Raw genomic sequence first — 21,531 nt, 5'->3', positions numbered from 1 at the left:
CGGCAACTCAGAGGTGCGGGGGCCGCGCCCCCCGGCGCGGCCCCCAGCGGGGGAGAAGGTCAGCAGGCGCCGGCCTTCTTGACGTAGCAGACCGACCGCGACGTCGACGTCACGCACGCGCCGTTGCAGTTGTAGTAGCCCTGCCGGTAACGGCGGAAGTAGCTGCCGCCCGAGCAGTAGCCGTCGGACGCGACGCACGAGCACGCCTGGCCGTGCTCCGGCACGCAGGCGCCGGCCTCTTCGCGCCCGAGCACCTTGCCGAGGACGGCGTCGCCGACGCGGGTGATGATCCTGGTCATGGGCAGACCTCCTATGTGGGTGGTTGCCCATCACTGTGCTGACCCCCGCTGCGCACGCCCTGCGCTTCTACTGCGCGGGGGCTGCGCTCCGCCAGCGCGCCAGCCATCCGCGCAGGTCATCGGCGTACGCGGCGTCGAAGTGCTCGAAGATGCCCAGCGCCTGCTCGCCGAGCGCCACCGCCCGGTCGGGCCTGCCGAGGCTGGCCTGCGCCCGTGCCAGCAGGCTCAGCGAGTTCGCGAGCGGGAACGGCTGCCCGATACCGCGCAGCATCGCCACCGAACCTTCCAGCTCGGCCACCGCCCGATCCGCGTCGCCCTCCTCGAGGTACACCTTGCCGAGCAGCCGGCGGGAGATCGCCTCGCCCCACTCGTGGCGCATCTCGCGGAACGCCGGGACCGTACGGGTCAGCAGCCGGCGTGCGGAGTCGCTGTCGCCGGCGGCGAGGTGCGTCGCGGCCAGCGCCTGCTCGGCGGTTGTCACGCTCATCCGGTCACCGAGCCGGCGAGCGGTGTCCACCGCCTGCCGCAGGTGCTCCAGGGCCTGCGGCCACTCCTCGGCATGCCGGTGCAGCAGCCCGATGCTCTCCCGCGCGAGCGCCTCGCCCCACCGGTCACCGGCCGCCTCGAAGAGCGGCAGGGCTGCGGTGAAGCAGGCGTGGGCGAACGGTGAGGTGTGCTGGTACTGCCCGTACTGCATGCCCAGGGTCAGCAGCACGTGCCCGCCGGCCGGGCCGCCCGGCCAGTGCGCGGCGCACAACCGCACCAGCAGCAGCAGCGCGGCGTCCGCCTCCCGCAACCGACCGAGCTGACGGCAGCACAGCGAATAGCCCTGCAACGCGACGAGCCGGTGCGCCACCAGCGACCCGCGGCTGTCCCGGTGTGCCGCGCGCAGCAGCGGCACGGCCTCGCCGTGCCGGTTCAACATCCGGTACGCCGTGCCCAGGCGCAGCCGCAGCGACATCCGGGTCGGCAACGACAGGTCGGCGTGGCGCTCGAGCACGCCGCGCAGGCAGTCGACGAACTCGGGCAGGTGCTGGCTGCGCATCAGCGCGAAGTTGCCCATCGTGCCGGCCAGCCGCCCGGCCAGGTCGACCGCGCCCAACCCCAGCAGGTCCCGCACCGCCGCGACCAGGTTCTCCAGTTCCGCCTCGAACCAGTCGACGGCTTCCCCGGCGTCGATCACGCACTCCACGTCCACCACCGGCAGGGCCTTGCAGGGCAGTGACGCGTCGGCGCGTTCGGCGTAGGCGTGCAGCCGCGCGTACCAGGCGATCACCTCGTCGGCGGTGACGTCGGTGCGCTCCCGGGCGTGCAACCGGACGAGGTCGTGCATGCGTACCCTGCCGTCGGCATCGGCGGTCAGCAGGTGGGACCGGCACAGCTGCTCCAGCAGTGGTTCGATGGTCTCGTCCCACATGCCGAAGCTGCGCAACGACGTACGGCTGAGCACCGCGAGCAACCGCGCGGCGGACGGCGCCAACCGCTCGAACCCGACGGTGAAGCTGCTGCGCACGTCGAGCCCGTCGAGCGACAGCTCGTCGAGGCGGCGTCGCTCGTCGCGCAGCCGGTCACGCAGCCGCGCCACGGTCATCGCCTCCCGCTCGCCCAGCCGTACGCCGGCGATGCGCAACGCCAGCGGCAGGCGCCCGCACAACTCCACGACGTCGGCCGCCGCCGCGGCCTCCCGGCTGATCCGCTCGGCGCCGGCGAGCCCGGCCAGCAGGTCCAGACCGTCGTCGACCGGCAGGACGTCGAGCGCGACGACCTCGGTGCCCGCCAGCCCGGGCAACGTCGAGGTGCTGGTGATCAGGGCGCTGCCGCCGGCGGAGGGCAGCAGCGGACGCACCTGGGCCGCGTCCGCCGCGCTGTCCAACATCACCAGCATGGGCTGGTCGGCCAGCACGGACCGGTACAGCGCCGCGCGTTCCTCGGCCGCTTCCGGGATGGCCTCGCCGGCCACTCCGAGGGCGCGCAGGAAGGCGCCGAGCACGGCACCCGGCCGGGCCGGGTCCGTGGTGTTGCCGCGCAGGTCCGCGTACAGACACCCGGCGGCGAAACGATGGCGGCTCTCGTGGGCCGCCCGCAGCGCCAGCGTGGTCTTGCCCGTTCCCGCCAGCCCGGTCACGACGACGACCTGAGCGGCGCCGACCGCCGGCGGGTTCCGCCCCAGCAACGACAGCAGCAGCCCGAGCTCCTTGTCCCGTCCGACGAAGTCACCGGTGACGCCGGGCAGCTGGTTGGGACGCACCCACGCTCGGGGGGACGTCTCCTGCTCGTTCCCGAGGATCTCCCGGTGCAGCTGCCGCAGATGTGGCCCCGGGTCGATGCCGTGCTCGTCGGCGAGTATCCGGGCCCCGTCCCGGTAGACGGCGAGCGCCTCCGCCTGCCGGCCGCTGCGGTGCAGGGCCACCATGAGCTGACCGCGCAGCCGTTCCCGCAGCGGCCGATCGCGTACCAGTGTGGTCAGCTCGGGCACCAGCTCCTGGTGCAGACCCAGCGACAGCAACGCCTCGACGCGCAGCTCGATCGCATGCTCACGCAGCTCGCGAAGCCGATCGCGCTCGAAGTCGACCAGCCTCGCACCGACGTCGACGAACGCGTCGTCGCGCCAACGCGCCAGCGCCCGGTCGAGCAGCTCCACCGCACAGCGGGCGTCGGTGGCGGCCGCGGCGCGCTGCACCTCGGCGGCGAACTCCGCCGAGTCGACGACCACCGAGGCGTTCAACTGGTAGCCGGGTGACCTGGTGAGGATCAGCTCCGGGCTCGCACCGCGCCGGATCGAGGCGACGATCGCCTGCACCCGGTTGCGCGCCCCCGCGGGCGGATGATCCGACCAGAGACCGTCGATCAGACGGTCGACGGAGACGATGCGCCCAGGGTGGGCCGCCAGGCTCGCGACGAATCCCCGTTCCAGCGGGGCGAGCGACACAGCTACCCCGTCGACGCTCAACTCGATCCGTCCGAGGACGCCGATCCGATACCCGCGCACCGCGCAAAGCTAGCGCGGTGTTTAAACGCTCGTCGGGTCGGTCGGGTGCGGGAGTTCATCACAGGGCTGTGGCGGCTTGGAACCATGTCTCGCCGTCGAGATCCGTCCGCGCCTGCGGTGGTGTATCGCACGGCTCGGGTGGCGTTGCGGGTGACGGTGGGGCAGCGGCGGCGAAGACCGTGCGGAGCAGGACAGGCAGCCCTGCCACAGCACTATGAAACCTCGCCGAGGCGGGCACAACCAGGTCGTCGCTCTGATCGCGGACACCGCTGCGCTTGCACCTGCACGACACCCGGCACACCGGCGTGGCCAACGCGGTTGCCGCCGTCCAGGCGGGCGTCACCACCCTCGACGCCAGCATCGGTGGAGCAGGCGGTTGCCCGTTCGCGCCGGCGGCGACCGGTAACGTCGCCACCGAGGATCTCGTCTACCTCTTCGATCGGATGGGGCAGGCCACCGGACTGGACCTGGAGGAACTCGCCTCGGCCGTCTCCTGGCTCGAACGGAAACTCGGTCATCAACTCCCAGGCGCTCTGCTCCGGGCGGGCAGACTTCCTCCGGCCCGAACGTTACCCGGCACCGAGGACAACCGGCTGGTCGACACGACCGTGATGGAGGCCCGCTGACGCCGCTACCCACGACTCCTGGCTGCGACAGGCGGATCCAGAGATTGCGCCGAGGACCTAGCCCGAGGTGGGCCCGCTCCGGGCTCGCGACGTCAGAAGGCGAAGGTGAGAGCGGATCCTGGTCTCAGGTCGGCCGTCCTGCTGCGACAGGAAACCCGGATCGGTTGCTGTTTTCCGGCGGCGCTGTCGATCCGTACCGTCCGCCCGCTGATCCGCACCGTCAGGACGTGTTCCCGATAGCGGATGCCGAAGCAGAGCGCCTGCAGTGACCTCGGCCAGTACGGATTGAGGAACAGCTGCCCGTCGCGGGTCTCGATGCCGGCGAAGCACCGTTGCAGGAGGTCGATACTGCCGGCCATCGCGGCCAAGTGGATACCTTCTGCGGTGGTGCCGCCCTGGATGTCGACGACGTCGGCGCGCAGCGCCCGGAAGAACAGGTCCACGCCCTGCTCTCGGTGGGCGCGGGTGAGGACCCAGGCGTGCACGACCGCACTGAGGGTGGAGCCGTGTGAGGTACGGGCGAGGTAGTAGTCGACGGTACGCGAGATCATCGGTGCGTCGAGTCGGTACCCCAGTCTCTGGAGTAGGTCGCGCAGCTCGTCCGCTGACAGCAGGTAGAACAGCATAAGGACGTCGGCCTGCTTGGATGCCTTGTAGCGGTTGACGTCGTCGCCTTCGGCTTCCAAGAGGCGGTCGAGACGCTGGATGTTGCCGTACCGTTCGTGGTAGGAGTCCCAGTCCAGCTCATCGAGCCTCTCGTAGCCCTCAAACTGGCTGATGACGCCGTCGTCATGGAACGGCACGAACATCTTGCGGGTGATGTCGTCCCAGCGTACGAGTTCATCGGCACCGAGCCGGAGCGTGTCGAGCAGTTCCGCCCGGCTCTGCGCCGAAAGGGCGTCGAGCGCGTCCACGGCACGTAGGAGCACCCACACCGCCATCACGTTGGTGTAGGCGTTGTTGTTGATGCCGTCGTGGTCGGCACCGGGATAGCGCCAGTGGAACTCGTCCGGCCCCATCACGTTCCGGATGACGTACCGGTTCCGGTTGGCGTCGTAGCTGGCGAGGCTGGCCCAGAACCGCGCCGTCTCCAGCAACATCTCGGCGCCGTGGTGGGCGAGGAACTCCCGATCGTCCGTGACCTGGACGTACTGCCAGACGTTGTAGGCGACGGCGAGGCCGACGTGTCGCTGCAAGTGGGTGGGATCGGGTAGCCAGCGTCCTGAAACGGGGTTGACGTGCAGGCGCGGGCTCTCCTCCCGCCCGTCGCTGCCGGACTGCCACGGATACATGGCGCCGGCGTGGCCGGCGGCGAGCGCCGCCTGACGGGCCTCGGGCAGCCGCCGGTGGCGGTAGAGCAGCAAGCCTCTGCTCACCGCGGGAGTGCGCAGGTTCAGGACCGGCAGGACGAAGAGTTCGTCCCACAGGATGTGACCGCGGTACGCCTCGCCGTGCAGGCCTCGGGGCGGTACCCCGATGTCGAGGTCCTGGCTGTTGGGCGACACGGTCTGCAGCAGGTGCAGCAGGTGTAGCCGCACGATGCGCAGCATTTCCGTTTCTTCCGCACCGACTCCGGTTCCAAAGGAGTAACGCTGCCACAGGTGGTGCCACGCCGTGGCGTGGTCGGTCAACAGCGATCGCGGGGCGCCCAAGCGACGTAGCCATCGCACGGCCTGCTCGGCCGGCTCCAGGGTGGCGCTGTCGCGGCTGGTGAAGACGGTGACCACCTTCTCGAGCCGGACGGAGCGCCCGGCGTGGAGTTCGACGTCGATGTCGTGGCCGATCCATCCATCGCGCTCGACGAGGCGGCGTTGGTCGAGTCTTCCCTCGCCGTGCACCGCCGTTCTGGCGGCCATGGCCACCCTGACGTGCGACTGGTTGGTCTGCACCTCGAGCAGGACGGAGTCGTCGGATACCTCGTCGATGCGCACCGGCAGGAGATGGTCGCCGGCGAGTCCCCGGTACCGGGCGACCAGCGTGTTCTGGACGGTGCCGTCGAGGGCCGAGCGGACTGCCAGTCGGTCGGACCAGTTCTCCGCCGTGATCGTGGACTCCAGTACGCAGGCGTGCGGGAATCGCATGTGCGCGAAACGGCGCTGGGTGACGATGGTGATGCGGCCCTTGCCGTCCCGAAAGCGAACGCGGCGGTGGAGGGTGGCCTGGCGCAGGTCCAGCACCTGGCGGTATTCCAGGATGTCAACGCTGTCAATGTCGAACCACGGATCGTCGCCGACCCGGAAGGTCAACAGCAGCCAGTTCGGCAGATTGACCAGGCACTCGTTCTCGACCCGTCGGCCCGCCACCTCGCTGGCCCGACGGTTGTAGATGCCGGCGGCGTAGGTGCCCGGATAGTGGATGCCGTCGGCGAGACTTTCCGGGGCCGCGCCTCGGCTGGCGAGATACCCGTTGCCCACGGTACACAGCACTTCCCGCAGGCCCTCCTCGCGTGGGTCGTAGCCCTCGTAGCACCAGGTCCATCCGTCCATCGGGCGCTCTTCCACGCACTTTCCCCCCGAACCGGCGCTCACCCGCTCACGGTCGCGCCACGGTCCAGTCTTCGTCGGCCCGGTCCGATCTGCGCGCATTTTCAGCAGAAAGATGGGTTCGTAACGTGGCGTGGCCGGGCGCGGCGAGCCGCAAGCGCCGCCTCGTCGACCGGCGAGGCTACCGAGGGGTTGCCCGGCGCCCCAGGTGCATGGCTCTGCCGACGGCGAGCGGGACGAGGCTCATCGCGAGGATAAGCGTCCAACCGGTGCGGCCCGGTTCGACGACGGACAGGGCCCCGGAAAGCACCGGCAGGTAGACGGCGGACAGCAGCACGGCGGCGCACAGCGCGATGGCGGCCCAGACCCATCGGTTGCGGCTGACCTCGTTGAACAGCAGGCCCGAGGCCGGGTCGGCGGTGTTGAACACGTACCAGAGTTGAGCAAAGGCCAGGGTGAGGAATGAGATCGTCACCGCCTGGGGTGCGGGCAGGGCCAGCCAGGTGGTGGCCATCGCCAGGGCCGTCAGGGTGGCGGCGCTGATCACTGCCGCATACCCGACGATGCCCTGCCAGTGCCTACGGGTGAGTACCGACTCGGCCGGGTGCCGGGGCGGTCGGCGCAGGACGTCGCTGCTACTCGACCCCAGCCCGAGGGCGAGGGCGGGAAACACGTCGGTGATCAGATTGAGGAAGAGGATCTGGATCGGCGACAGCGGCAGCGGCCCGCCGGCGAGGCTGCCGACGCCGACGACGAGGATTTCACTGAGGTTGCAGGTGAGCAGGTAGACGACGAACTTGCGGATGTTGTCGAAGATCGTGCGGCCCTGCTCGACGGCGGTCACGATGGTCTCGAAGCGGTCGTCGCGCAGGATCATGTCGGCGGCCTCGCGGGCGACGTCGGTACCCCGCTGGCCCATCGCCACCGATGTCGGCCCTGCTCAACGCCGGTGCGCCGTTGACCCCGTCGCCGATCATGGCGACCGTGTCGCCGCTGTCCTGGTGCAGAGCCAGCAGGTCGATCTTCTGCTCGGGCGAGGCGCGCGCGATGACCGCGGCGCGGCGTAGCCGGTCCCGCTCGGCGGGTGCCAGTTCCGAGGGCGGGCGTAGCTCGCTGCCGTGAACCACGGTCTCGCCCGGCCCGATGAGGCCGATGCGGTGGCCGATGGCCTCGCCGGTACGCAGATGGTCGCCGGTCACCATGACGACGCGGATGCCGGCCTGACGACACGACCAGACGGCCTCGCCGACGTGCTGCCGCGGCGGGTCGAGCAGCCCGACCAGGCCGACCAGCGTCAGCTCCGCGTACGGATCCGCGCCGACGTTCTGGGCAGTGCGGTCGGCGAGGGCGAGGACCCGGAGCCCCTCGGCGGCCAACTGGTCGGCCCGGGCGTGCCAATCGTCCCGGGCCGCCCGGTCCAACTCCTCGACGCCGGTCTCGGTGGCCACCTGGTGGCAGGCAGCCAGGACGGCCTCGGGCGCTCCCTTGACGGCCACCAGCAGGCCTTCGTCGTGCCGATGCACGGTCGCCATCATCTTCTTCGCCGGGTCGAACGCCTCAGTAGCGATCCGCGGGTACTCCTGCGCCAGGCCCTGCCCGGACAGCCCGACCTCGGTGGCGGCCACGAGCAGGGCAATCTCCATCGGATCCCCTGACGGCCCCCGCCCGTCCCGCCCCTCACCGGCGTCGCGCCCGGCCGGCGGCCCGTCGCCGAGGCTGGCATCGTTGCACAGTGCGCCGATCCGCAGCGCGCGCAGCAGCGCAGGGGAGCGCGGCTGCTCAGGCCGCCGCCACACGGCGGCGGTGACGGGACCGGCGGACAGCTCGATCATCTCGAGGGTCATCCGGTTCTCGGTGAGCGTGCCGGTCTTGTCGGTGAGGATCACGTTGGTCGAGCCCAGAGTCTCCACCGCCGACAATCGCTCGACCAGCGCACGCTGCCGCGCCATTCGCAGCACCCCCCGGGCGAGGGCCAGGGTGGCCACGACCGGGAGACCCTCCGGGATGGCGGCCACCGCGAGCGCGATGGCGGTGCGCAGCGTCAGGGAAAGCTCCTGGCGGCCGAGCAGTCCGGCGACGACCACCAGCGCCGCCACGATCGCGGTCACCCAGACCAGCCGCCTGCCCAGCCGGTCGAGCCGGATCTGCAGCGGCGTGGACCCGCCCTGCGATTGCTGCACCAGCGAGGAGATCCGGCCGAGCTCGGTGCCCATCCCGGTGGCCACCACGAGGCCCGCGCCGCTGCCCTGGGTGACCGCGGTTCCCTTGAACACCATGTTCGTCCGGTCCCCGAGTGGGGCGTCCCCCGGCACCGGCTCGACGGTCTTGCCAATTGGCACCGACTCGCCGGTCAGCGCGGACTCGTCTGCCTCCAGCCGCGAGGACTCCAGCAGCCGCAGGTCCGCCGTGACGACGTCGCCGCCCTCCAGCAGGACCACATCGCCGACGACGAGATCCTCTGCGGGCACCCGCCGCCGTTCCCCCGCGCGCCGTACGGTGGCCGTCACCTGCCCGAGGGTGCGCAGCGACTCCACCGACCGCGCGGCACGCAACTCGGTCACGAAGCCGATCGCTCCGTTGAGCAGGAGCACCACGACGATCGCGGCGCCCTCAGCGACCTGACCGAACGCGAAGGACACCACTGCCGCCACCGCGAGCAGCACCACCACGACGTCGCGGAACTGCGCCGCCAGGATGTTGAGCCAGCCGCGACGGGCCACCCGCCGCAGCAGGTTGGGACCGTCGGCGGCCAGCCGGTCGGCCGCTTCCCGGCTGGTTAATCCGACCCGCGCATCGACTCCCAGTGCACAGGCCACCTCCGCCCCTTCTCGCGCCCAAGGCGGGGCAGGGTCGGCCTGGGGCGCCGGAATCCGCGGAATGCTCGAACGCCTCTCACCCGTGCTTCGTCGGACAGCACCGCCAGTATTCCCGTGCCCTCGTCCTGACTATCACATAAAGCCGCAAAAACGGCATGAACACGAACGCCTCGCTTCCGTTGTGCGCCAGGTCGGTCTCACGGCGCCGAGCGCGCGGACCGTATGGCCCGGTCCGGGACCAGCGATTGCACGTGGACCTCTGCCAGCGGTGTGCTGGGCCGTCCTCACTCCGGTGGCGACTCGGCCGCCTGCCGCAGCCGGTCGGTGACCCGCTCGGCGTCGGGATGCCCCAGCTGCTGAAGAATCGGCAGCGCCTGGCACCACGCCGCGTGTGCGGCAACCGGCTCGCCCGCCGCCTGGTGGCTCTCGCCGAGGTGGTCGAGCGTGCTGGCTTCGGAGTAGCGGTCGCCGGTCTCTCGGAACAGGTCGAGCGCCTGCCCGAAGCAGGCGATCGCCCTCCGGTGGTCGCCGAGCCGGTGGTGGGCGTAACCGAGGCTGTCCCAGGCGTCGGCCTCCCCCTGGCGGTCACCGACCGACCGCAACCGGTCGAGCGCCTGCTCGCAGGAGTCGACGGAGGCCTGGTACTCGCCGAGCAGGGCGAGTTGCCAGCCGACCGCGTTGAGGGTGTACGCCTGCCCCGCCAGGTTGCGGGTCTCGGTGAACAGGTCCATCGCCCGGCGGGAGTGGTCCAGCGCCTCGCGCAGGTGACCCTGGCGTTCGAGTACCTGCCCCAGGTTGAGATGGGTGTGTGCCAGCCCGTCGCGGTCGCCGCCGCGGTCGAACAACTCGAGTGCGAGGCCGAGATGCGCCCGTGCCTCGTCGGCGCGGCCCAGCCGGGAGCAGACCCGTGCGAGGGTGCGGTGGGTCTGCGCCTGCCCGATCGGATGGCCGTCACGGCGTGCCGTGTCCAGCGCGAGAATCTGTACGGCGTACCAGTCCTGCCAGAGTCCCTGCCGGTCGAGATAGCTGGCGATCGCCAGGGCGAGCTGCCACACGTGCCGGGGAAATCCCAGGTGAGCGGCCTGATGGACCACCGCGAGCAGGACCAGACGCTCGTCGTCGAACCAGGTCTGTGCCGCCGTGGCGTCGGCGAGTGCTTCCGGTGTCACCCCGGACGGCACCGCTGCGAGGGCGATCCGGCTGAAGAGCGGGTGCTGTCGCTGGGCACCGAGGTGCGCGGTGTGCAGGTAGTGGTCGAAGAGCCGGTTCAGTGCCGCGTCCCGGTCATCCGCGGCGTCCACCTCGTGGGCGAGCTCGACCGCGTACGCGCGGAGTAGGTCGTGCAGACGGTACCGATGGGGGCGGTGCTCATCGAGCAGGCCGGCCTCGGTCAGCTCGGCGAGGTCACGCCGCACACGTCCCGCATCGACGCCGGCGAGGCTGGCCACCGCCGGCACCGCGATGTCCTCACCAGGGTGCAGGCCCAACAGCCGGAACAGCTTCGCCGCGCCGGCGCCCAGCGTGTGATACGACCAGGAGAAGACCGCCCGCACGTCGGCGGCCGAATCGCTGACGTGGAGAGCGTCCAACGCCCTCCGGGAGGTTTCCTGCCGTTCGCCGCAGATCTCGTCGGCCAGGGCCGCCAGCGAAAGTTTCGGCTGCATCGCGGCCCGGCCTGCGATGACGCACAACGCGAGCGGGAGGCGCGCAGCCGCGGCGACGAGGCGTTCCGTGGCGACCGGGTCGGTCGCGAGCCGGTCCGCGCCGATACGGACGGCGAGCAGATCGGCACTCTCCACGGCGCTCAGCTGGTCGAGGCGCAGTGATTGGGCCTCCTCGGTGACCACGAGGCCGGCCAGCGGGCTGCGGCTGGTCACCACGGCCAGGCAGCCGGACGATCCGGGTAGCAGCGGTCGTACCTGGTCGGCGTCGCGTGCGTTGTCCAGCACCACCAGGACCCGCCGCTGCGCGAGCAGGCTCCGATAGAGACCGACCTGGGCTTCCTCGCCGGCCGGTACCTGCCGGGGCGGTATCCCCAACGCATCGAGGAAGGCACGTACGGCCTCGCCCGGGAGCAGCACCGACCCGGACGGGTCGAAGCCGCGCAGGTTCACGTAGAGCTGGCCGTCCGGAAATTCATCCGCCACGTCCTGCGCCCAGGACAGGGCCAGGGCGGTCTTGCCGACTCCCGCGACACCACTGATCACGACGAGGCCCGACGCTTTGCTCAGTACGGCCAACTCGGCGCCACGCCCGACGAGGTGCCGTACCGGCCGGGGAAGTTGCCGGGGGATCACCGGCGGCCCAAACGCCTCCTGGGCCGGGTACGTCGGTGATCGGTGCTGGCTGAACGCATGCTCCAGCACCGCATACCGCGGCCGCCAGTACTCGTTGAGGCCGGAGCGCAGCGCGAGCGTCTCGAACCGGCCGTGGTCAGTTGCGTACCGGTAACAGCCCTCCACCAAGCCGCTCACCACACGCCAGTCGGGCAGTGTGCGGATCCGGCCACTCAAGATCGCGCCGACCTGGCTCTTGCCGAGCCCGACCTGGAAGGCCAGCGCCCGCAGGCTCGGCCCACCAGCTTGAGCTCGCAGCAGCCGCAGGTCGTCGCAGAGCTCCGCCAGGAGCTTCCGCTCGGGACTCACCCTGACCGGCATGGCGCTCCCTCGTGTCCGGCGCTGTCCGTTCCAGCCGTCCGGTGCTGTCCGGTGCCTTCCTGGACCGGCACCGGCGCCACGCAGCATAAGTCAGGATCTGTGTCCGCTGATGTCCAGAATTCGATCCGTCCCGTACGACGGTCTGTGACATTGGCCCTTCGGTTGGTAGCGATTGGTGTGGCCTCCCGATGGCGCTCCGGCGGATCGGCCATCGGCAGGCGGATCCCGGAGGAGAGCGATGTCTCGTAGGCGGTCGAAACCCTTGACGAGAACAGGACGGCCGAGCGCAGGACGCCGGGCGCGGCGGTGGGCCGCTGGCCCGGTCGCGCTGGCGATTGTCGCCGCGACAGGAGCACCGGTACACGCGGAAACGGTGGTGAAGGTACCCAACGCCGCTGGCACCTTCGACGCTTCGGTGGTCGCGGGGGACTTCGACGGGGACGGGCGCACCGACCTGGCGTTGACGGGCGCGACCACGTGGCGGAACGTGCCGGTGGCCTTCGCCCAACGCGACGGCTCCTTCGATCTCAAGCACGCCCCGGACGACGAGACCGACGAGGACATCGCGAGGTTCTCCTTGTGGGCCGCGGTCGCCGGAGCGCAGATCCTCACCGGTGACTTCGACGGGGACGGGCGCACCGACCTGGCGCTGACGGGCGCGAGCGCCTGGCGGCACCTGCCGGTGGCGTTCTCTCGCGGTGACGGCACCTTCCGAGTGACAAGCGCCGAGTCGTCCGACTTCCCTGTCCGGGCAGCGGAGCCTGGCGTGACAGTGACCACCGGCGACTTCAACCACGACGGCCGCACCGACGTGGCACTGACACCCGGCCCCAGAAGCACCTGGAGCGGCCTGCCGGTAGCCCTGTCGAACGGCGACGGCACGTTCAAGGTGGTCGAGGAGCGGCTTGAGGGCTTCGTGGGTCGGGCGCAGGAGCCCGGGGTGCGGGTGACCGGTGGTGACTTCAACGGTGATGGCCGGACGGATCTGGCGTTGACCGGGGGAGCGAAGTGGGACAGCGTGCCGGTTGCTTTGTCCAACGAGGATGGCACGTTCAAGGTGGTCGAGGAGCGGCTTGAGGGCTTCGTGGGTCGGGCGCAGGAGCCCGGGGTGCGGGTGACCGGTGGTGACTTCAACGGTGATGGCCGGACGGATCTGGCGTTGACCGGGGGAGCGAAGTGGGACAGCGTGCCGGTTGCTTTGTCCAACGAGGATGGCACGTTCAAGGTGGTCGAGGAGCGGCTTGAGGGCTTCGCGGGTCGGGCGCAGGAGCCCGGGGTGCGGGTGACCGGTGGTGACTTCAACGGTGATGGCCGGACGGATCTGGCGTTGACCGGGGGAGCGAAGTGGGACAGCGTGCCGGTTGCTTTGTCCAACGAGGATGGCACGTTCAAGGTGGTCGAGGAGCGGCTTGAGGGCTTCGCGGGCCGAGCGCAGGAGCCCGGGGCCAGGGTGGTCAGCGGTGACTTCGACGCCAACGGCATGACAGACCTGGTCCTGACCGGGGCGGTAGGCTGGACCACCCTCCCGGTGGCGTGGTCGAGCGGCGAAGCACACTTCATCGTCACCGACGCGATCGCAGCCGACTTCCCGAAGTACGCCGCCGTGCCCGGCCCGTCCATCACCCGTCCGGGCAGGTGGTACGGCGAACCCTCCGGTCTGCTCGTCAGCGAGAAGATGGTCACGGTGAACTGGTTCGACCGCTCGGACAACGAGCGCGGCTTCCGGGTCGAAAAGCGCAACAAGCAGGGCCAGTGGCGGGTGGTGCACCAGGTTCCGACGCGCAACGTGGTCGGTAGCGGCCAGGGTCGCGAGGACTACACCTGGGTGGACACGGAACGCGACATCAGCGGCCAGTGCTACCGGATCGCCGCCTACAACGACACCGAAGCCGCCTACACCCCGGAGCTGTGCACGGTGCGGCCGGACCCCGACGTATTCCCGCAGAGCGTCGCGAAGGCTGCACGCCAGTGGGACGGCCTGAGCAGCACCAATGACGGAACCGGGGGGCTCTACAACAAGAACGCGCTGAGCGAACTCGTATACGGCGAGCGGACCTTCGGCGTCAACCTGGGCTGGGCGGACACCTCGCTGTGGCGGGTGCAGGCGCAGGGCGGACCCCACCTGATGAAGGGCCAGGCGGTGGCGCTGCGGGTCTGGGGCGGCGGCTGGCTGAAGTACGGCAACCAGACCTTCGGAGTCAACCTGCAGCTGTCCGACACCCCGTCCTACGAGTGGTACGTCCTCGGTGACAGCGAGGACGATGGCTGGAAGACGTACGCCGGCCAGGACATCACCACCGGGAACTACTTCGCGCTGTGGAACTCCGCCGCGGACGCCTACCTGGTCAAGGGTTACCAGACCTGGGGCATCGACCTGAAGTGGTACAACGTCAGCGAACCCCCGCCACCGCCGCCGACGAACCCCACGCCCACCGGCATCAAGACCTACCGGGTGGTCAACTGCACCTGGCCGGAGGCCCACACACTGCAGATCTATGTCAAGGACCTCTCCGCCGGCTCCGCGTGGGTCCACGTGGGCAGCCAGCAGCCGAACTGGACCAACTACGGGTCCTGCGGGCAGACGACCCACTCCGGTACGCCGTTCAGCTGGAACGCCCTGGTCAACGGGCACTACTACGAACTCATCGCGCTCGACGCCGACCCGGAATACTGCCCCGCGGGGTACACGAATCCGAACGACTCACTCAGGTGCGTACGCATGGACTCGACACCGTTCCTGGGCAGCACCACCAGCTCAGTCGTGGTCACCTCAACGGTCAACTGACCGCCCTGGACCCGACCGGGAAACATGAGGGAAGCAGCTGACCGACCACGGGATCCGGCGGGCGTTCAGCCCGCCGGATCCGCTGCTGGCCGGGGTCGCTGACCTGGCCCGCGTGCCAGACCGATCGCGCACGACCCCGGCATGCGCGGGCCGTGCGCGGGTCAGCCGCCGATCTCGCTCACCTGGGCGAACGGCGCGTCGTCGCGCCACACCACGTGGATGACGAAGTGGTGATTCGGCTCGAGGAAGAAGACCGCAAGGTTGTCCGGGGTGTCCTGCACGGTCTCCGCCGAGTACCCGGGGCCGGGAGTGGCGGTGACGAGCTGCACCCGCCCACGGCTGGCCCGGACCACGGTCTGGCCACCCTCCACCCGGAACGAGCGCAGGTAGGTCGCCACACCAGCGGCGTCCGTGGTGACGGTCCAGCCGTCCCGGGTCGTCGTCTGCCGCACGCCGGCTCCGCGGGTCGGCGTCGCAGCGACCGACGGGGCCGTGGCGGACGGAGCGGCCGACGACGGCGGCGGCGACGACGGGACCGGCTGTGCCGGCGCCGTGACGCTCGGCGGGACGCCGCCGGCGCCGCCGCGGCGCAGCTCGCGGACCGAGGCGAGTGCCTCCTCCGCTGGGGCGGTGCGCAGTACGGGGAGCAGCGCGACCGAGGCCAGCGCGATGCTGGTGACGGTGGCTACCAGCCACACCAGCGTAGGCACCCAGTTGCGCAACGTACGCATGATCATCCTCCCTCCCACCTGCGCCATAGGGTGATCCTATGGCGCTGATCCTGCTGGTCGAGGACGACCGCATCATCACCGCGGCACTGTCCCGCGCCCTGACCGACGCGGGCCACGTCGTACGGGCCGTCGGCCAGGCCGCCGAGGCCCTGCGCATCCTGACCGACGAACAGCCCGACCTGATCCTCCTCGACCTCGGGCTGCCCGACATCGACGGAACCGATGCGCTCCGCATGATCCGGGCCATCTCCGACGTGCCGGTCGTCGTCGCCACGGCCCGCCGGTCGGAGACCGACATCATCCACCTGCTCAACTCCGGTGCCGACGACTACGTGACCAAGCCCTTCTCCGGCGAACACATCCTGGCCCGCATCGCCGCGGTGCTGCGGCGGTACCGGCGCAGCACCGACGATGAGGGGCCCGGCACCATCACCGTCGGGCCGCTGACGATCAGCCGCAAGGAGCGGCGGGTCGCCATGAACGGCGAGCCGATCAAGCTGACCCGGCGGGAGTACGACGTGCTCACCTACCTCGCCGAGCGGGTCGGGCAGGTGGTGAGCCGGCGAGAGCTGATGACCGAGGTCTGGCGGCAGGCCCGCATCGGCGAGGAGCAGACGATCGACGTCCACATCTCCTGGCTGCGGCGCAAGCTCGGCGAGACGGCCGCCAACCCGCGCCTGCTGCACACCGTCCGCGGGGTCGGCGTCATGATGGTCGACCCGGGATGACCCTCGGTTCCGGGAGAGGTCGGAGGTCGCGATGAGGTGGGCGCTCAACCGGCTGGCGCTGGCCATCACGTCGATGGTGGCGCTGGCCTTCCTCGTACCGCTCGCGGTGGTGACCCGCCAGCTCGCGCACGATCGGGCCATCGGCGACGCCCGCCAGCAGTCGGCGGCGATGGTGGCGGCGCTCGCCGTCGACGCGGACCCGCAGTCGCTGTCGCGTGCGGTGGCGAGCATCGCCGCGGGCAGCGAGGGGCGGCTCGCCGTGCACCTGCCCGACGCGGCCCCGGTCGGGGTGGCGCACGCCAGTGCCGCCGACGTGACGCTCGCCGCCGGGTACCGGCGCCCGGTCACCGCGGACACCGCCGGTGGGCTGGCGTACCTGCTGCCCACAGTGATCAGCGATGACCAGACCGCGGTGATCGAGGTGTACGTGCCCCGCGAGGACATGGAGCGCGGGGTGTGGCGCTCCTGGCTGGCCCTCGTGGTCCTCGCCGTCGTCCTGGTCGGCGGCTCCACGCTCGTCGCCGACCGGCTGGCCGGCCGGATCGTGCGGCCCACCCGTCGACTCGCCGACGCGGCGCGACAACTCGGCACCGGTGACCTGACCGCCCGGGTCCACCCCGACGGCCCGCCGGAGCTGCGCGACGCCGCGCAGGCGTTCAACGGGCTCGCCCAGGACATGAGCCGGCTGATCGACGCCGAGCGGGAGTTGGCCGCCGACCTGTCGCACCGCCTGCGTACACCGCTGACGGCGCTGCGCCTCGATGCCGAAGCGATGCCACCCGGGCCCATCGGGGAACGGATGCGCCAGGCCTGCGACCTGCTCGACGAGGAGATGGAAGCGATCATCACGGGAGCCCGACGCAGCGTGACCGAGCGCGGCGCCGAGAGCGCCGACCTGGTCGAGGTGCTGGCCGACCGGCTGGCGTTCTGGTCGGTGCTGGCCGAGGATCAGCGGCGCCCCTGGACGGTGGCCGGCGGTGACCAACCGGTGCCGGTGCCGCTGCCGCGCGGCGACCTGATCCTGGCGGTGGACGCCCTGCTCGGCAACGTGTTCGCGCACACCCCGGAGGAATCGGCGTTCCGGGTCACCGTCTCCCCGGGCGGGCTGATCGTCGACGACGCCGGCCCCGGCATCGCCGACCCCGCCGCAGCCGTGCGGCGCGGCGCGAGCGGAGCCGGCTCGACCGGGCTCGGCCTGGACATCGTGCAGCGGGTGGCGACCGCCGCCGGGGGCCGGCTCGACATCGGACGCGGGCCGCTGGGCGGCGCCCGGGTGGCGCTCCTCCTCACGGCGGACGGCGCGCCGGATCAGCGTTCCAGGCCGGGTGGCCGACGCCAGCGCGCCGATCGCGACTGAGCCGTCACCTGCCCGTACGGTGCCCGGGCGACCACGGACCGCGCTTTAAAGATCCTTTCTGGAGTCTTTAAGGCTTCGTTACGACGCCCGTGCCTAGCGTCCACAGCCGTAACTCGAGGTGTGTCGGACGGTCCGACAACCCACGACAGGACGGTTGACGAAACGATGGCCATTCGCAAGATCATCGCCTACCCGCTCGCGGCGGTCGCGGCCGCCGCCGGCTCGACGCTGGCGATCCAGTCGCCCGCCGCGGCGCACGGGTACGTCTCCTCGCCGCCGAGCCGGCAGGCCCTGTGCGCGCAGCGCGCCGTACCGGACTGCGGCCCGATCCAGTTCGAGCCGCAGAGCGTGGAGGGGCCGAAGGGGCTCAAGAGCTGCGACGGCGGGCTCTCGCAGTTCGCCGTGCTGAACGACAACAGCCGCAACTGGCCGGCACGCGCGGTGGGCTCCACCGTCAGCTTCAGCTGGGCGTTGACGGCCCGGCACCGCACCAGCACCTGGGAGTACTTCATCGGCAACACCCGCGTCGCGGTGTTCGACGACGGCAACCGACAGCCCGAGGCGGTCGTCACCCACCAGGTCGACCTGAGCAAGTTCCCCGGCCGGCAGACGGTGCTGGCGATCTGGAACATCGGCGACACCCCGATGGCCTTCTACAACTGCATCGACCTCAACGTCGGCGGCGGGGGCGGCACACCGCCGGCCCAGACGCCGACTCCCGCCCCCACCGGCGTCCCGACGCAGGCCCCGACCGTGCGGCCCACGCAGACCGCGACGGCCACCGAGCCGGCGAACCCGGGCCAGACCGGTGCGCCGACCGGCGCGGCCTGGGCGGCGGGTGTCGCGTACCGGGTCGGCGACGAGGTCACGTTCGACGGAAAGCGCTACCGCTGCCGGCAGGCTCACAGCGCGATCCGCAGCTGGGAGCCGTCGCTGTTCACTCTCGCCCTGTGGCTGCCGGCATGAGGCGCGGCAGCAGGCTCGGCGTCGCACTGCTGTTGGCCGTCCTGGCTCCACTCTCGATGGCCGCCTGCGGCACCGAGCCTGACGAGCCGGGGCCGCCGGCCTCCGCGGCCGTGCCGGTCGGCGACACCCGCAACGACGCCGACGTCACCTACCTGCAGATGATGGTCGCCCACCACGAGCAGGGCATGCAGCTCGTCCGGCTGGCCAAGGCGCGGGCGCAACGGGAGGAGATCAAGATCCTCGCCGCGGCCGTCGAGGCCACCCAGGGCGACGAGGTGACGATGATGAAGTCCTGGCTGGGCACCTGGTCCGAGCCGACGACGGTCGACCACGATCCGGGCGCGCACGCCGCGCACGGAGGGTTGCCGGCCACGGGGGCCGAGCAGATCGCCGCGCTGGAGCAGGCGTCCGGGCCTGACTTCGACCGGCAGTTCCTCAACCTCTTCGTCGGCCACCAGCACAACGCGGTGGAGATGTCCCAGCGGGAGGCGGCGGAGGGGGCGAACCCCGAGACCAAGGAACTCGCCCGCCGGGTCACGGAGTCCCGCGCCGACCAGATCGCACAGATGCTGGCGTTACTCAACGGCTGACCGGCCCGCCCGAGAACCCCGGGTCGCCGTACTCCGCTGTGGGGGGTGCGGCGGCCCGGCCGGCATTCGTGCCCGTCGGGTCCGTGCGGCCGTACCGCCCTTCGGGCGACCAGCGCCCGGGCGTGGAGCACACGGCCGTCAAGGACGACGGCCCGGTGCCGCTACATTCCCCGGACGGCGGCGGGACGCCGATCAGAATCTGATCTCTCGGTCACCGTTCGGGGTGGCGTCGGACGAAGTCCTCGTACGTCTCGTTGGCCAGCTCGAGCTCACGGACATGTGCGGCAAGCTCCGCCTGGCGCAGGTCGGCCGCCGAGCGCGCCCGGATGAGTCGAAGCTCGTGCCGCCGGGCCCGGGCCCGGGACCACGCCCGCACGGCGGCCCAGGCGATCCAGCCGCCACAGGCCATCAGCCCCGTCAGCGCGAAGGCAAGAAGGAAATCCAACCCGACACCCCTTCCGCTCAGCTGACGTCCCGGCGTGCTGCCAGCCGGATACCCAGCCCGAACATCACCAACACATAGCAGACCAGGACCGCGACGGGCAGCGCCGCCCCGCCCGACTCGATCACCCCCGGGGTCCCTCCGTCGAACTGGGAGCGGGCACCGAGCGCTCCAGCCAACGCTCCGGAACTGGGCGCGAGCAGCAGGGCGCGGACCACCTCCAGCGGGGCCAGGACCAGCGCCAGCCCGCTGACCGCGTTCTCCAGGACCAGCGTCCACACCAGCCCGACGGCGATGGCGGTGGCGGTGCTCCGGAACGCGATCGCGAGGAAGTAGCCGAGGCTGGCGTGCGCCGTGCAGATCAGCCATGCCGCGGCGACGGCCGCGGCGAGTCTGCCGATCGGCGGCCAGGCCATGCCCCGGCCCTCGATCAGGGCGAGCAGCGCGGTGACACCAGCCATCGCGGCGAAGGTGAGCGCCACCAGCAGCAGGGTCAACGCGCAGAGCGCGACGGCGTGCCCGGCCATCACCTGAGCCCGCCGGGGTCGCTGGGTGAAGATGAGGTTGAGGGTCCCCCAGCGGTACTCGTTGCCGACCACCAGCGCACCGAGGATGACCACGATCGCGCCGCCGAACAGGGGGAACAGCCCGATTCCGGTGGTCACGAGCTGGCCGGGCAACACGGCGTCGAGCAGCGTGGCGGCGTCGTCGGCCTGTTCCGGGTCACCGGAGAGCGCCAGGTGCACCAGGTAGGGGATCCCCAGGCCGAACGCGAGCGCCAGCACGATCCAGGTGAGGGTGACCGCCCAGACCCCCGGTCGTTTCCGGTCGGCGAACCAGGCCGCGCGTACGGAGGAGATCACCGTTGGCCTCCCTCGGTTGTCGATTCGGTCGCCGGCTCGGGTGCGGCCGGATCGGTCAGATCCAGGAACGCCTCCTCCAGGGAGTGCCGCACCGGCCGCAGTTCCCGCACCTGGATGCCCGTCTCGACCAGCCCTCGGTTGAGCTCCGCGGCCAGGGCCGGGTCGGCGCCCACCCGCAGGCACCCGTCGGCCGTCTCCACCGATCGGACCTCCGGGCGGTCCCGCAGGTACGCGGCTGCCTTGTCCAGCGGGTCCGCGACGATGAGCAGCGCCCCGTCGCCGAGGGCGGCGCGCAGCTCGTCCGGGGTGCCCTCGGCGACCAGGCGGCCCCGGGCGATCACCGCGATCCGGTCGCAGACCTGCTCCACCTCGCCGAGCACGTGACTGGAGAGCAGCACGGTGCGCCCGTCCCGGCCCAGCGTGCGGAGCAGTTCCCGAATCTCCGCGACGCCGGCCGGGTCGAGCCCGTTGGTTGGCTCGTCCAGGATCAGCAGGTTCGGCTGCTTGAGCAGCGCGGCGGCGACCCCGAGGCGTTGTTTCATGCCGAGGGAGTAGGTGCGGAACGGCGAGCCCGCCCGTGGAGCCAGCCCCACCTCGTCGAGGACCTGGTCCGCGGCCCGGTCGGGGACGGCGGCGTATCGGGCGGCCAGCCGTAGATTGTCCCGCCCGGACAGGTGTGGATAGAAGGCGGGCGACTCGATCAGGGCACCCACCCGGACGAGCTGCGCCGGCGTCCCGGGCGGCCGACCGAGAACCTGGATCCGGCCGGACGTCGGCCGGACCAGTCCGACCAGCATGCGCATGGTGGTGGTCTTGCCGGCGCCGTTCGGGCCGAGGAAGCCGAAGACGACTCCTTCCGGTACCCGCAGGTCCAGGCTGTCGACCGCGGTGACCCCGCCGGGATAACGCTTCGTCACCCCGCGCAGCTCAATGGCGAATGGCTGCTCAGCCACCGGGTTGCCGCAAACGCTCGTGGGCTCGTCGGCCACAATTCGATGCACTGTTCATGCAGCTGTCCTCAGAAATTTCGAGCGTGACGGAGGGTTAATTGCCGAACCGCAAACTAACTGTTCGTTAAGGGCAGGGCTGCTCGGCGGCTACCCGTTCCGGATCCGGATCGCGCACGCCGCCCGTCGTCGGATCGCCGTGCGGCCTGGAACGATGTAAAACCTTCTGACCTGCGGCAGCGTCGACGACGC

General features: G+C 71.0%; 16 protein-coding genes. 6 read left to right on the top strand and 10 right to left on the bottom strand.

The window, feature by feature from the left end; translation table 11 throughout:
- Positions 1-59: 59 nt before the first annotated feature.
- Together EV376_RS23250 and EV376_RS23245 are read right to left on the bottom strand one after the other, a co-directional pair.
- Positions 60-299, bottom strand: coding sequence for a hypothetical protein (locus EV376_RS23250; protein ID WP_130326539.1), 240 nt, complete (start codon positions 297-299; stop codon positions 60-62).
- A gap of 67 nt (positions 300-366) precedes the next feature.
- A complete protein-coding gene (locus EV376_RS23245) occupies positions 367-3,288 on the bottom strand; it encodes a BTAD domain-containing putative transcriptional regulator (protein WP_130326537.1) in 2,922 nt (973 codons plus the stop codon).
- A gap of 275 nt (positions 3,289-3,563) precedes the next feature.
- On the opposite strand from EV376_RS23245, the gene EV376_RS23240 reads away from it, so the two are divergent.
- Positions 3,564-3,914, top strand: a complete 351-nt coding sequence (locus tag EV376_RS23240) for a hypothetical protein (protein ID WP_486482768.1) — start codon at positions 3,564-3,566, stop codon at positions 3,912-3,914.
- A gap of 92 nt (positions 3,915-4,006) precedes the next feature.
- Here EV376_RS23240 and EV376_RS23235 read toward each other — a convergent pair whose 3' ends face one another.
- From EV376_RS23235 to EV376_RS23220, 4 genes are all read right to left on the bottom strand, one after another.
- Positions 4,007-6,442: a glycoside hydrolase family 65 protein gene (locus tag EV376_RS23235; protein WP_207228330.1), complete on the bottom strand. Its 2,436-nt coding sequence runs from the start codon at positions 6,440-6,442 to the stop codon at positions 4,007-4,009.
- Positions 6,443-6,578: 136 nt separating this feature from the next.
- Positions 6,579-7,274: a cation transporting ATPase C-terminal domain-containing protein gene (locus EV376_RS31025; protein WP_486482767.1), complete on the bottom strand. Its 696-nt coding sequence runs from the start codon at positions 7,272-7,274 to the stop codon at positions 6,579-6,581.
- A complete protein-coding gene (locus EV376_RS23230) occupies positions 7,159-9,213 on the bottom strand; it encodes a cation-translocating P-type ATPase (protein WP_486482766.1) in 2,055 nt (684 codons plus the stop codon). The genes EV376_RS31025 and EV376_RS23230 overlap by 116 nt, the downstream gene beginning before the upstream one ends.
- Positions 9,214-9,497: 284 nt before the next feature.
- Positions 9,498-11,870, bottom strand: coding sequence for a tetratricopeptide repeat protein (locus EV376_RS23220; RefSeq protein ID WP_165438073.1), 2,373 nt, complete (start codon positions 11,868-11,870; stop codon positions 9,498-9,500).
- Between the two features lie 376 nt (positions 11,871-12,246).
- Between EV376_RS23220 and EV376_RS23215 the strand changes: the two genes are divergently transcribed.
- Positions 12,247-14,655 (top strand): FG-GAP repeat domain-containing protein, encoded by a 2,409-nt coding sequence (locus EV376_RS23215; protein WP_165438072.1) that lies wholly within the window; start codon positions 12,247-12,249, stop codon positions 14,653-14,655.
- 161 nt (positions 14,656-14,816) lie between these two features.
- On the opposite strand, the gene EV376_RS23210 is transcribed toward EV376_RS23215, so the two are convergent.
- Positions 14,817-15,386, bottom strand: a complete 570-nt coding sequence (locus EV376_RS23210) for a hypothetical protein (RefSeq protein WP_130326531.1) — start codon at positions 15,384-15,386, stop codon at positions 14,817-14,819.
- A gap of 38 nt (positions 15,387-15,424) precedes the next feature.
- Here EV376_RS23210 and EV376_RS23205 point away from each other — a divergent pair, with 38 nt between their 5' ends.
- The 4 genes from EV376_RS23205 to EV376_RS23190 all read left to right on the top strand — a co-directional run bounded on the left by EV376_RS23205 (position 15,425) and on the right by EV376_RS23190 (position 19,027).
- The gene (locus EV376_RS23205) at positions 15,425-16,114 is read left to right on the top strand and encodes a response regulator transcription factor (protein ID WP_130326529.1); all 690 of its coding nucleotides are present in this window, start codon (positions 15,425-15,427) and stop codon (positions 16,112-16,114) included.
- A gap of 31 nt (positions 16,115-16,145) precedes the next feature.
- Positions 16,146-17,471: a HAMP domain-containing protein gene (locus EV376_RS23200; RefSeq protein WP_130326527.1), complete on the top strand. Its 1,326-nt coding sequence runs from the start codon at positions 16,146-16,148 to the stop codon at positions 17,469-17,471.
- A 165-nt stretch (positions 17,472-17,636) separates the two neighbouring features.
- A complete protein-coding gene (locus tag EV376_RS23195; RefSeq protein WP_130326525.1) occupies positions 17,637-18,437 on the top strand; it encodes a lytic polysaccharide monooxygenase in 801 nt (266 codons plus the stop codon).
- Positions 18,438-18,493: 56 nt separating this feature from the next.
- Positions 18,494-19,027 carry a DUF305 domain-containing protein gene (locus EV376_RS23190; protein WP_130328815.1) on the top strand — a complete coding sequence of 178 codons (534 nt, stop codon included), beginning with the start codon at positions 18,494-18,496 and terminating at the stop codon, positions 19,025-19,027.
- 211 nt (positions 19,028-19,238) lie between these two features.
- Here the strand turns inward: EV376_RS23190 and EV376_RS23185 are convergent, their stop codons facing one another.
- From EV376_RS23185 to EV376_RS23175, 3 genes are read right to left on the bottom strand one after another with little or no spacing between them, the layout of a single operon-like run.
- Positions 19,239-19,472, bottom strand: a complete 234-nt coding sequence (locus EV376_RS23185; protein WP_130326523.1) for a hypothetical protein — start codon at positions 19,470-19,472, stop codon at positions 19,239-19,241.
- A gap of 17 nt (positions 19,473-19,489) precedes the next feature.
- Positions 19,490-20,332 (bottom strand): ABC transporter permease subunit, encoded by an 843-nt coding sequence (locus EV376_RS23180; protein ID WP_165438071.1) that lies wholly within the window; start codon positions 20,330-20,332, stop codon positions 19,490-19,492.
- The gene (locus EV376_RS23175; protein ID WP_130326519.1) at positions 20,329-21,285 is read right to left on the bottom strand and encodes an ABC transporter ATP-binding protein; all 957 of its coding nucleotides are present in this window, start codon (positions 21,283-21,285) and stop codon (positions 20,329-20,331) included. Before EV376_RS23175 ends, EV376_RS23180 begins: the two co-directional genes overlap by 4 nt.
- Positions 21,286-21,531: the final 246 nt, after the last annotated feature.

This window comes from Micromonospora sp. CNZ295 (genome assembly GCF_004217535.1).
Note: the sequence above shows the minus strand (reverse complement) of the source record. Positions and strands in the feature narration are given on the sequence as shown.